Annotated in this window: 10 protein-coding genes; 5 read left to right on the top strand and 5 right to left on the bottom strand. The window is 39.3% G+C overall.

Annotation, left to right across the window (positions count from 1 at the left end; all coding sequences use genetic code 11):
- Positions 1–282: 282 nt before the first annotated feature.
- From allD to allC, 5 genes are all read right to left on the bottom strand, one after another.
- On the bottom strand, positions 283–1332 hold the full coding sequence (allD, locus tag ACGH46_RS05835) for an ureidoglycolate dehydrogenase (RefSeq protein WP_411604703.1): 1050 nt from the start codon (positions 1330–1332) through the stop codon (positions 283–285).
- 23 nt (positions 1333–1355) lie between these two features.
- Positions 1356–2273 (bottom strand): carbamate kinase, encoded by a 918-nt coding sequence (locus ACGH46_RS05840; RefSeq protein ID WP_411604705.1) that lies wholly within the window; start codon positions 2271–2273, stop codon positions 1356–1358.
- A gap of 75 nt (positions 2274–2348) precedes the next feature.
- Entirely contained in the window at positions 2349–3128 is a 780-nt protein-coding gene (gene allE / locus ACGH46_RS05845) for a (S)-ureidoglycine aminohydrolase (RefSeq protein ID WP_267380456.1), read from the bottom strand.
- Between the two features lie 142 nt (positions 3129–3270).
- A complete protein-coding gene (locus ACGH46_RS05850) occupies positions 3271–4518 on the bottom strand; it encodes an MFS transporter (RefSeq protein ID WP_220216985.1) in 1248 nt (415 codons plus the stop codon).
- A gap of 11 nt (positions 4519–4529) precedes the next feature.
- Positions 4530–5756, bottom strand: a complete 1227-nt coding sequence (gene allC, locus ACGH46_RS05855) for an allantoate deiminase (protein ID WP_411604707.1) — start codon at positions 5754–5756, stop codon at positions 4530–4532.
- Between the two features lie 532 nt (positions 5757–6288).
- Here allC and fdrA point away from each other — a divergent pair.
- The 5 genes from fdrA to ACGH46_RS05880 all read left to right on the top strand — a co-directional run bounded on the left by fdrA (position 6289) and on the right by ACGH46_RS05880 (position 12413).
- Entirely contained in the window at positions 6289–7956 is a 1668-nt protein-coding gene (fdrA, locus tag ACGH46_RS05860) for an acyl-CoA synthetase FdrA (protein WP_411604710.1), read from the top strand.
- A 12-nt stretch (positions 7957–7968) separates the two neighbouring features.
- Positions 7969–9225 carry a DUF1116 domain-containing protein gene (locus ACGH46_RS05865; protein ID WP_411604713.1) on the top strand — a complete coding sequence of 419 codons (1257 nt, stop codon included), beginning with the start codon at positions 7969–7971 and terminating at the stop codon, positions 9223–9225.
- A gap of 3 nt (positions 9226–9228) precedes the next feature.
- Positions 9229–10185 (top strand): DUF2877 domain-containing protein, encoded by a 957-nt coding sequence (locus ACGH46_RS05870; RefSeq protein ID WP_411604716.1) that lies wholly within the window; start codon positions 9229–9231, stop codon positions 10183–10185.
- A 3-nt stretch (positions 10186–10188) separates the two neighbouring features.
- Positions 10189–11112, top strand: coding sequence for an HTH-type transcriptional activator AllS (allS, locus tag ACGH46_RS05875; protein WP_411604718.1), 924 nt, complete (start codon positions 10189–10191; stop codon positions 11110–11112).
- Positions 11113–11177: 65 nt separating this feature from the next.
- Positions 11178–12413, top strand: a complete 1236-nt coding sequence (locus ACGH46_RS05880; RefSeq protein ID WP_411598695.1) for a pyridoxal-phosphate-dependent aminotransferase family protein — start codon at positions 11178–11180, stop codon at positions 12411–12413.
- Positions 12414–12421 lie beyond the last annotated feature (8 nt).

Raw genomic sequence — 12421 nt, forward strand, 5'->3', positions numbered from 1 at the left:
AACAGTGAAATGACCGATGATGCGGAAAACTATTTGGGTTATATAAAAGACGGCGATGAAGCAAAACGTGATGCATACGTTAGTAAGATGGACGCAAGCGAACAAGAATCAATAAAACAAGGCTTAGAACAAGAAAAAATATTAACGCTTTGCTAAAGACGAGTTCCCTGTATACACAGGGATACATCATCAACAAAATCAATAAATTCTATAATTAACTATTTTGATGCAACAATAAAAGGTTATTTTTAGCTTGTAATCACTCTTAATGATTAACCCTTTTTATTCTGCAAATTTATTTTTGTGATCGTAACGATCATAGTGAACATCATCGCTAATCAAATATTGATAAATATCATCCACGATTTCGATCCCATTTTTAATATAATCTGCTTCCCGTTTTTTTCCTCTTTCACCAGGGAAGAATACTTCACTATTGCCTTTTGCGGGTTTTACCTGTTTCAATTGATCTAACATCGCAGACATGCTTTTTTTGAATACTTCAAGCCCAACAAAGTATTCTGGGTTAATGACAATATGTAAATGCCCTAGATCACGTCCTTTGGATAAATCGGCATACATCGAAGACACGTTTTTACCAAATGGTACACCAAGCAAAATTCCAGATAACACATCAACCATCATCATTAATCCATATCCTTTTGCATCTGCAATAGGTAATAAGGCATTGACTTTATAAGGATCGGTAGTGGCTTCACCTTGCTCATCAACAGCCCAAGTAGGGGGGATTGCTGCACCTTTAGAGCGAGCATACAATACTTTACCCCAAGCTTGTACAGTCGTTGCCATATCAAATGATACGACTCTTTCATCAGCAGAAGGGGCGGCAAAGGCGATAGGATTAGTGCCAAAAAATTCTTCGGCACCGCCAAAAGGTACCGCCATCGGATCAGATTGACACATTGAGATAGCAATAAGATTATGAGCGGCTGCCATTTCGGTAAAATAACATAATGAACCACTGTGTGACATGCGTCGAATACCGACAACGGCAACGCCATTTTTTTGGGCTAGTTCAATCGCTTTATCCATACCAATTTTTGCGCCAACCAAACCACATCCATTATCAAAATCGAGAATCGCACTAGCTGGCCCGGTTTCTTTATAGGTCATATTGGGATTTGTGGTCATGCCGCCTTTGGCTATCCGCTCAGAATAGTATTCAACTCTTACCGCTCCATGTGAGTGTATTCCCCTTGCATCAGCAAAGGCTAGTGCATCGGCAGCAATATCAGCATGTTCTTTGCTTAATCCTGCTTTATGTAGTTTTTTCGCAATTAAATTATGTAATGTTTTTCGGTCTACTCTCATGTTTGTACTCCTCTGAATGGATTCTATTTATTCACGGAATGCTTTTTTATTACGGTACCTTTTTGACCTTTTAATAAGGATTCAATATCTGTTAGGGTACCGATATAAGCTGTATTCCCTGTTTTTTCGACAAATTCAATGACGGATTTGACTTTAGGGCCAATAGCACCATCATCGATAGCAAGCGGTTTTAGGCGTTCAGTATCAACATGATCAAGTGCTTTTTGTTGTGGTGTCCCCCAGTTTTCATAAACGGCATTAGCATCGGTTAATATCATTAGGTGATCAGCTTGTAGCTGTATGGCTAATTGCGCAGCAGACAGATCTTTATCAATGACCGCTTCCACTCCTTGGTAGCCATGATCAATGCTGATAACAGGAATACCACCACCCCCATTACAGATCACGATAGTATTGTTATTCAGCAATTTTTGAATGGTTGCAATTTCCAAAATTTTTTTTGGTTTAGGGGAGGGGACTACCCGTCGAATGTATTGACCGTCTTGTTTAAATATCCAACCATATTGTTGTTTGAGTTGATTTTGTTGTTCGGGTGGATAGACCGGCCCGATAAATTTTGTCGGGTGAGTAAACGAAGGATCAGATTTATCAACTTCCACTTGCGTAAGTAACGTGACCACCTGGGTAACATTAGGTTGTTGCTGTAAACTTTGACCTATCATATATCCTAGCATGCCTTGAGTTTGCGCAACTAATATATCAAGCGGATAAGCCGGTACCTTTGAATAAGCTGCATTTTGCAAGGCTAAAAGTCCCACTTGCGGACCATTACCATGTACAATGACTAATCGATATTTACCTGCTAATTTAGCAATTAATTTGGTTGTAGAATGAATATTTTGATATTGATTCTCAACCGATAAAGGTTCATTACGTTTGGCAATTGCATTACCACCTAAAGCAATGACAATCAGTTCCATATGGTTTCCTTGATCATTTGTTAAAGTTATTGGATTTATCCGTTTTTAAGTTTACGTTGTCTTATTATCGATTGATTAGATAGCAACGTCTCGATGACAATCTTTAGAATAGATATAACTTAAAGGCACTTTACCAACGGCATAACAGGCTTGTAAGGCATAGGCACCCATAAAAATATAGTCATCTTTTTTAACGGGGATCCATTCATTATCAAGTAGGTACATCCCTTCACCACTTAGCAGATAAGCACCATGTTCTTGGACATGGGTTTCAATGTAACCATGACTGGCGCCGGGATTGAAGGTTAAAATATGGAAATTCATATCAAATCCAAGTTCTTTAGGTAATAAGTCTTGGATAAATACGTTATCCATATTTTCATAATTTAAGCTTTCTAACTGCTGAACGTGATTGGAAATAATGCGAGTTTGATAATCTGCTAAGGGGATATAACGTCTTTTGTAGAGAAATAATCGTGAACTTTCGGCATGATTGTGTAGATATAATTTTACCCCAGCAGGACAATATAAATAGCCACCAGTCTTTAATCTAAACGATTGACTATCTGCGGTGGCGGTAATATCTCCACTAATGACATAAACAAAAAGTTCAATCCCTTCACTGCCAAAACCTTGTACATTTTTTGCATCTTGATGCATGGTGACAAGATAATCTACGAAGGATGCACCTAACTTAGGTGTCGATAAGATAGTGATATCACAATTTTCGAATCCCGGAATGACATTTTTGACTAATCCATCAGGCGGAATAAGCGCATAATTTTGGCGTTTGATGATGGCTCTGGAAGCCAGCAAATCTTTTGGATAACCGGTATTGTGATTGAAGTACCCCATATTTATCTCCTTGAAAAATAATAATCTTATACTTTGCTGTTCGTTTTTTTAGGGTAAAAGGCAACTAGCCTGTAAAACAGCATCGTTTTAAAGCAATATAGTTATTGCCGACTACCGCAATGGATCGGCAATGATTGATTTGTTAATTGGTGATATGTTTACGCATGTTGATCAGGAAAAAGAGCAAGGTAGCGATAATTAAAATGCCAATTGCAACGTAAAATCCTGTCATTTTTGTTCCGGTTAAATCAGCTAAATAACCGGTTAATGGCGGTGCAATTACCGATGAGCTCATACCAAAAAAGTTAAATACCCCAAACGAAGTGCCATAATTTGTTTTCGGTGCTGTATCAGCCACGTGTGAGATGAGGATAGGCTCTACCGCCAATTTACCAAACAGTCCATAAAAAATGAGCCCACCTAGCAATAACGTAATGGTTGTTGCTTGTACGGTCGTTAACAGGGTCGCTGCTGCAATTAACTCAAGTACAATAATGAAAAACAGCCGTTTATTTTGGTATTTATCTGATATTTTACTGATGATTAACGCCCCGGGTATGGCAGCAAAGGCAACCAAAGACGATGCAGATCCAATGTTTCCACCCGTAAAGCCACGCTCGGTTTCGAGAAAGTTAGGTAACCAACTAACTATCATGTAATACCCATAGCAGGTTGCAAAATACATAATATAAGAAGCCACCATTTGACTACTAAAAAATCGGTGTTTGGCGTTCGGTTCGTCAGCGGATGTGACCGCTTCTTTTGCTGACGATGATTGACTTTGATTTTGTTTTTGTTTTGGCGTTTCCTTAATAATCAGGGCAAACCCTGCCACTAAACAAAGTAATAAGGCTGCAATGATATATAGCATATACTCCCAAGGCATTCCCCATGATTTGACCAAAAAGCTGGTGGCAAGCAGACTGATCCCCATTCCTAATGCTGAACCAGTATTAATAATGGCAGAAGCAAAACCGCGATGTTGCGAAGGAATGTTTTCAGCAGAAAGCGACCAAGCTGATCCATAATAAGAGCCACATCCTAATCCAGCCAATAAGCTACCGACATAAATCATCATAATTGAATGTGCATTACCAATGATTAATGCCGCTATGGTAAAGAGTAAAAATCCCGGAATCACCACGGCTTTTTTACCGAATCGATCGACAAGAATGCCAGCCGGAATTTGCATTGCGGTGTAAGCAAAAAAATAGCAACTTGCAATAAGTCCAAGTTCCGTATTGGATTGAGGGCCTATAGTTTGTTGAACTTCAGGAAAGATAGCGGTTAGCACAGGGCGATAGATCCACATCACTGTCCAACCCAGACATAATAATACGACGATTTTATGCCAATATTGAATACCGCCTGTTTTTTCTGTCGTGGTCATATTGATTCCTCTTACTCTTGATAAGCTAGTTTATATAGGGCATAAGTGAGCGCTTTAATGCCTTCAACTAAATCTTCGGTTTTGGTATCTTCGGCAATATTGTGACTAATGCCTTTTATACTCGGCACAAATAGCATTGCTGTTGGAACACGAGGCGCGAAAATCTGTGAGTCATGGCCTGCACCGCTATGCATTACCCGATAACTTAATCCTTCTTGATCACAAATTTCTTCTAGCAGATCAATTAATTTAGTGTTCATAGGAATGGGATCTTCATCCATCCAGCGATTGATTTCGATCTCAAGATTAAGTTGATGGGCGATGCGAATCATATCCGCTTCAATCTCTTCGGTGAAGGCGACGAGTTCCGCTTTATTGGTATGTCGACAATCCATCGTGAATAGCACTTCACCCGGCACGACGTTTACAACATTCGGTTTAGGTTCAACGTGCCCAAAAGTCAGGACTAAGGGATCACCCACTTTTAAGGCTTTATTAATTGATTGATAACAGATTTGACTAAAGGCATAAACTGCGTCTTTACGATAACCCATTGGTGTTGTGCCGGCATGGTTAGCTTCGCCAATTAAGCGGATGTTATAACGGCGCTGACCAACTATGCTTGTCACCACACCGATACTTTTTTGTTCTTTTTCAAGCACGCCACCTTGTTCGATATGAATTTCTAGAAAAGCTTTAATGTCGTTGCGTGCAGGCTGAGTTTTGAAATTAAATCCACATGCTTTCATGGCATCAACAAATTTGATTCCGTCACTATCTTCAATGTCATTAACATCACGATGATCGGCAATGGCAAACACATTTTTACTTCCCCAAAAAACATACGGAAAACGGCTACCTTCTTCTTCTGCTATTGAGATGAGTTCTAGAGTTCGTAACGGTTGACCATAATGTTGATGTAAGTATTGCATGGCAAGTAACGCAGCAATAATACCAAGTTGCCCATCAAGTTTGCCACCGTTAATAACGGTATCAACATGCGACCCAGACATAATGACTTCATCCGGATATTTGCTACCTTTGAATCGTCCATAAAGATTGCCTATTTCATCAAAGTCGCTTTCCATACCGATTTGCGTCATTCTGTCTTTTAAGGCATTTTGGGCGGCCAGCCATTCTGGTGTATATAGCAGTCGGGTGGTTCCGCCTTGCTCAAGCCCGCCAAAACTTGATATCCATTTAACTGCATTAGCCACATCATCATACAAGATATTCATAAGCGTTTACCTGTCATTAACCATTCGTTTAGAAAAATTGCTTTAACTTTTTTTAACTACCCGTTTTTAATTAGGTTTTTAAATCTTGAACAGATTCGATAATTGTTTATTTGCCGTTTAGACTATCTATTAATAGCAGAGAATAATGTGATCAAACTAACTATTTTAGATTTATAAAATTTAATTAAATTAATGGGTTATTATTATAAAAAATTTTTTAATAATAATTTATCTTCATGATTATATTCATATTTATTTAATGATGTAGATGATTGTTTTGTGACTTATGACCTATTTATTCCGCTTTTTTTACGTAATATATAAATATAGTCTGATAGTTAGATTTAATAGGTTAACGCAATATTGTTGTTGTAAAAAAGATTCAAAGCGGATAGTAGGGTATGACTGAGTAGGATAATTTATCGCGTCAATGAAAATGTCTTTTAACATCTAGCAAGCGCATATCTATTTATTTCCAATTACCATTACAGCATTTATTACAATAATTTAATAACTGAGAGGTCCAATTCTCATGATTCAATCTTTCATAAAAAAAGGTAGTTTTCAGGATTCTGTTAGCCTCATGTTGATATCTAAAAAGCTGAGTAACCTTGAAGAAGTCGATGAAGTTTCCGTTATGATGGGAACACCAGCCAATAAATCATTGCTTGTCGCCACGGGATTTTGGAGTGATACTTTCAATCAAGCAACGCCTAATGATATCTGTGTAGCAATTAAAACGCATGATGATGCTAGCGATGCCATAGATTTAATTCGTTCACAACTTGAAGAGGCTTTAAAAAATATTGCTCAGCAACAGCAAGGGGGCAGTAAATTACTTAAAGCAAGGCGTTTTGCAACCGCTAATCGAAAACTCCCTGATGCTAATTTGGTGCTTATTTCAATTGCCGGTGAATATGCGGCAGAATTGGCAGAACAAGCATTAAATGAAAATAAAAATGTCATGATATTTTCCGATAATGTGTCGCTTGAAGATGAAATCCGTTTGAAAAAAAGCGCAGCAGCAAAAGATCTTATTGTCATGGGGCCGGATTGTGGAACGGCAATCATCGCTGGGGCGCCATTGGCATTTTCTAACGTGATACCTAAGGGTAACATTGGGGTGATTGGGGCATCGGGAACCGGCATTCAAGAAGTGATTTCACAAATTGCATTACTCAATCAGGGAATTACACAAGCAATTGGACTTGGCGGACGTGATTTATCGCAAGCAGTAGGGGGGATTAGCGCATTAACCGCATTAACTATGCTAGCGGCTGATAAGCAAACGCAAGTCATTACTTTTATTTCCAAACCGCCAGCTGAAAGTGTCCGTATAAAAGTGATTAATGCAATGAAGCAAATAGCTAAACCTATTGTGGCGCTCTTTTTAGGTTCCCGTATTGATAAACGGCAAGACGATAATATTTTTTTTGCCAGCACGTTAGATGAAGCAGCTAGATTAGCTTGTTTATTAGCCAAAGTTGAAAGTGCGATGAGCACGTTGCCTAGTGTGGATCATCAAACCATTATGGGATTATATACCGGTGGTACATTAGCATCGGAAGCCGCAATGTTGCTGGCTAATCAACTCAATCTTTTGCTCAGTGATAACCACGACAAAGGCATCATGTTCGATCAGCAAGGTCATAAAATTATCGATCTGGGCGATGACTTTTATACCGTTGGACGCCCACATCCCATGATTGACCCATCCATACGTGAACATGCAATAGCACAATTGGGCGAGCAAACAGGGATGGGGGTATTGTTGCTTGATCTGGTCATAGGTTATGGCGCAAATGCGAATCCGGCTGAATCAATAATCTCAGGTTACAACAAGGCTATCGCTAAACGATCTTCTCATCATCCCTTAATTGCTATTGCCACGGTGACAGGATCTGAATCCGATCCACAATGTCGTAGTAAGCAAATTGCAGCACTTCAATCGGCAGGTATTACCGTAATGGATAATTTACCCGAAGCCATTTTATTAGCCACAAAATTAATTACGCCAGCAATTAAAATTGATTGCTTAAAACCTTACCCTTTACTTGAGCATATCAGTGTGATTAATGCCGGTTTGCGGAGTTTTGCTGAAGATCTGCAATCATCAAATATTCCTGTGGTGCATTATCAATGGGCACCGATAGCTGGTGGCAATCAAAAATTAGCGGCTATTTTGAAAAAATTAAACTAAGAGGTTGTAACAATGAACTCATCAATTAATGAAGCAAATCAGGCCATTATTGAAATAATTAAAGCGGCAAGACCGCATTGGGTTGGTGTTATTGCTGCTAAAGAAGCGATCCCGACTTTGGCACAAGGTTACAAATTATTACATGCAGGCCCACCGATTAAATGGCAGGACATGACCGGACCAATGCAAGGTGCCTGCATTGGTGCCTGTTTATTTGAAGGCTGGGCGCAAAATGAAGAACAGGCACTAGCTTTGCTAACGACAGGTAAAGTGGAATTTATACCTTGTCATTCGGTTCATGCTGTTGGCCCTATGGGTGGGATTACTTCGGCAAATATGCCTGTTGTTGTGGTTGAAAATATTACTCATGGCAACCGAGCTTACTGCAATTTGAATGAAGGTATTGGAAAAGTCATGCGTTTTGGTGCCTATGGGCAAGAGGTGTTAAATCGTCATCACTGGATGAAAACGTCATTAGCGCCGGCGCTTAATGAAGCATTAAAATTATTTGAAAAAGGAATCGACTTAACCGCGCTGATGGCTCAAGCCATTTCAATGGGTGATGAGTTTCATCAACGCAATATTGCTGCATCGGCATTATTACTTCGTACCTTATCACCTAAATTAGCTCTGCTTAATCGTAGTAAAGAAGAAATGGCGAAGATTTTTGATTTTTTAAGTGTCACCGACCAATTCTTTTTGAATTTAGCCATGGCATATTGTAAATCAGTTATGGATAGCGCAGCACAGATCCAAGCCGGCACCATTATTACTGCGATGACACGTAATGGTAAAGATTTTGGCATTAAAGTCAGTGGACTGGGTGATGAATGGTTTACTGCACCCGTTAACACACCACAAGGACTTTTCTTTACCGGATACTCCCAAAAGGATGCGAACCCCGATATCGGTGATAGTGCAATTACGGAAACATTTGGTATTGGTGGGGCGGCAATGGTTGCTGCACCAGGGGTAACTCGTTTTGTTGGCGCAGGTGGCGCGGATGTTGCATATGAAGTATCAGAAGAGATGAGCGAAATCTTTTTAGAACATAATATGCAACTACAAATACCGTCTTGGAACTTTCAAGGATGTTGTATGGGATTAGATCTGCGTCTGATTGTAGAAACCGGTATTACGCCCTTAATTAATACAGGAATTGCCCATAAACAAGCAGGTGTGGGTCAAATTGGTGCAGGAACGGTGCGTGCGCCGTTAGCCTGTTTTGAAAAAGCGCTTGAGGCATTAGCGATAAAATTGAAAGTCTAATTTATGAATCAGGAACTTGCAGATTGTCATCGTACCGATAAACAAGCTGAAAATCAGCAATGGCTCTCACCATTCTCTGCCGATTTTAATCGGCAGGGACTTTGCCATACATCAAAACGTATTACGCAATCTATAAAGCCATTGCTTAAAAGTGCCCATGTACCATTTACTGTGAGTGATTTAACACTATTTAGTCTGCATGAACATACCATTAATCTGATTAATAATGCAAAGCAACTTATCACTTTACACCGTTATGGTCACGGTTTGTCGCCAATGGGTTGGGTACTAAAAAGTGCTCAGTTTGATTTGATCAAACAGACACTAACTCAACGTCATAAACCAATCGAACAATTAGCAACGGGTGACTTAATTATCGGACATATTCAAATTAGTGCGAAAACACACATCTGCTCTTTGCAATTACTTCCTTATCCGCTTACCAATTATGATAAAAATGGAGTTGCTCAATTATTCAAGCAGATCGATAATCCTACAGGATTGTTTGGCGAGTTAAGACAAAATATTACTGAAGAAAGGGCGCCTGAATTGTGCCAATTTTGTGACATAATTGACGCATTATTAAATGGATATTCTGATGATATTACCCCTTTTATTGGTCTAGGAGCAGGATTAACCCCCAGCTTTGATGATATTTTGATTGGCATGATTGCAGTACTATTAAGTGATCAGCGTTTTTATCGTCGATGTAACTTGTTACAACGTGCCATACTTAAGCTTGATCTTGATTCTTTAACGACAACTATTAGTGCGACTTTTTTACGTCATGCCCTGCAAGGAAGATTTTCATTACAAGTACTGCAAGTTATAACCGCACTCAATCAACAAAAATATCAACATCGATCTTTGGCTGAGATATCAAATTATGGTCATACTTCAGGGGCTGATCTGTTGCTTGGTATTTGGCTTGGTATCGATCGTTTTGTCATAAGGGATTGAAGTATGTTAGATACAGAAACCATGCGCACATTTACTAAAGTTGTTGAGTGTAACAGTTTTTCTAAAGCCGCAAAGTTATTATATAAAACCCCAGCCGCAATTAGCTATCGAATAAAATCATTAGAAGCTGAACTCAACACTCAGCTATTTGAACGAACCACTCGAACCGTTTCACTTACGCTTGCCGGTCAACACCTTTATGAGCATTGTAGTCAGTGGTTATTATGGTTAAATTCAATGCCCGAAGAGTTACAACAAATTCGTGATGGCGTTGAACGTAGAGTCAATTTAACCATTAATAACCTATTATATGACAGCGACGCTATTACAGAACTGCTAGATTATCTACTGGAAAAATTTCCTTTTACCCATTTTACGATTAATCGCCAAGTTTATATGGGGGTGTGGGATTCATTGTTACATGGAGAATGTCATCTTGCTATTGGGGCAACAGGCACGGAATCACTGGATAATATGATTAATATCTTTCCATTAGGCGAAATAACTTGGGCATTTGTAGCTGCTAAGCATCATCCTATCACTCGTATAGATACTCCTTTATCAAATGATGCACTGCGTAAATATCCTGCAATCAATGTTGAAGACACCTCTATTCACATGAATAAACGTGTGGCATGGTTATTGCCAAGTCAGACAGAAATCATCGTACCGGATATTTCAACTAAATTGGCTTGTCATTTAAAAGGGCTTGGTATTGGATTTTTGCCTCGCTCTTTGTGTCAACCCTATTTGGAGACGGGGGAATTAATTGAATGCAAAGTGATTAATGAACGCAAACCCTCACCACTTTCGTTAGCATGGAAAAAATCGAATATGGGTAAAGTGATGAATGAAATCGTCAATTTGTTTAAATATCATCATCCTATTGCACTTCGTTTTTTAAAAAATATTGATAAAAAAAGGTAATCCAATTCGTTCTTAAAGTAGACATTGTTAATTAACAAATTTGATATTAATAAAGGAAAAATAATATGTTAGACCTAGATAAGTATGATCAAATTAATCCGCCGATGCGTTTACTCATGGGACCGGGGCCAATTAATGCCGATCCAAGAGTGACCCGTGCTATGGCTGCGCCATTAATTGGTCAATTTGATCCAGTTATGACGGATTATATGAATCAAACAATGGCACTGTATCGAGATATTTTCAAAACCACCAATGAGCAAACTTTTGTGATTGATGGCACAGCACGAGCAGGAATTGAAGCGGTCTTAATCTCAACTATTCGTCCGGGTGATAAAGTTTTGGTACCGGTTTTTGGTCGGTTTGGATTATTGCTATGCGAGATTGCCCATCGTTGTCGGGCACAAGTCCACACGATTGAAGTACCATGGGGTGAAGTGTTTGATCCTAATGTGATTGAAGATGCGATCAAAAAAGTGAAACCGAGATTATTACTTTGTGTTCAGGGCGATACTTCGACAACGTTACTTCAACCGCTTGATAAAATCGGTGAAATTTGTCGCCGACATGGTGTGTTGTCGTATGTTGATGCGACTGCTTCAATCGTCGGTAATACTTTGGAAGTGGATAAATGGCAACTCGATGGGGTATCAGTCAGTTTACAAAAATGTTTAAGTGGCCCACCAGGTGTTGCACCATTAACCTTAAGTCCTGCGATGGTCGACGTTATTCAAGCTCGCAAATGCGTTGAATTAGGCATTCGTGCAGAGGGTGATACCAGTGGCAATGACGAAATCATCTATTCTAACTATTTTGACATCGATATGATCATCCGCTATTGGGGGGCGGAACGCATTAATCATCACACAGAAGCAACTTCGATGCTTTACGCTGCAAGAGAGTGTGCCCGTATTGTGTTACAAGAAGGACTAGATAATGTTATTGAACGTCATCGTATTAATGGCGAGGCAATGGTCGCAGGTTTGCAAGCGATGGGGCTTAAACTTTTTGGCGATCTTAAATACAAAATGAATAATGTGGTTGGGGTTATGCGTCCTGAAAATATCGACGACCAACAAGTTCGTAACCTAATGCTGAATGATTTCGGTATCGAAATAGGGGCATCTTTTGGCCCACTTAAAGGGAATGTTTGGCGCATTGGCACAATGGGATATAACGCCAGAAAACAGTGTGTTTTACAAACCTTGACCGCATTTGAAGCCGTGTTAAACCGTCTTGGCTTTAAAACCATACAAGGTGCTGGTCTTCAAGCTGCCTGGAACATTTATCAAAATTCGTAATATATCGT

Source organism: Gilliamella sp. CG22 (genome assembly GCF_046635725.1).
Taxonomy (GTDB): Bacteria; Pseudomonadota; Gammaproteobacteria; order Enterobacterales; family Orbaceae; genus Gilliamella; species Gilliamella apicola_I.

What these genes read in the sequence shown, in the direction of transcription:
- ACGH46_RS05865 (WP_411604713.1), top strand. Translation starts at nt 7,969, where the DNA reads ATGAACTCATCAATTAATGAAGCAAATCAGGCCATTATTGAAATAATT.
- ACGH46_RS05880 (WP_411598695.1), top strand. Translation starts at nt 11,178, where the DNA reads ATGTTAGACCTAGATAAGTATGATCAAATTAATCCGCCGATGCGTTTA.
- fdrA (WP_411604710.1), top strand. Translation starts at nt 6,289, where the DNA reads ATGATTCAATCTTTCATAAAAAAAGGTAGTTTTCAGGATTCTGTTAGC.
- ACGH46_RS05850 (WP_220216985.1), bottom strand. Translation starts at nt 4,518, where the DNA reads ATGACCACGACAGAAAAAACAGGCGGTATTCAATATTGGCATAAAATC.
- allD (WP_411604703.1), bottom strand. Translation starts at nt 1,332, where the DNA reads ATGAGAGTAGACCGAAAAACATTACATAATTTAATTGCGAAAAAACTA.
- allC (WP_411604707.1), bottom strand. Translation starts at nt 5,756, where the DNA reads ATGAATATCTTGTATGATGATGTGGCTAATGCAGTTAAATGGATATCA.
- allS (WP_411604718.1), top strand. Translation starts at nt 10,189, where the DNA reads ATGTTAGATACAGAAACCATGCGCACATTTACTAAAGTTGTTGAGTGT.
- ACGH46_RS05840 (WP_411604705.1), bottom strand. Translation starts at nt 2,273, where the DNA reads ATGGAACTGATTGTCATTGCTTTAGGTGGTAATGCAATTGCCAAACGT.
- ACGH46_RS05870 (WP_411604716.1), top strand. Translation starts at nt 9,229, where the DNA reads ATGAATCAGGAACTTGCAGATTGTCATCGTACCGATAAACAAGCTGAA.
- allE (WP_267380456.1), bottom strand. Translation starts at nt 3,128, where the DNA reads ATGGGGTACTTCAATCACAATACCGGTTATCCAAAAGATTTGCTGGCT.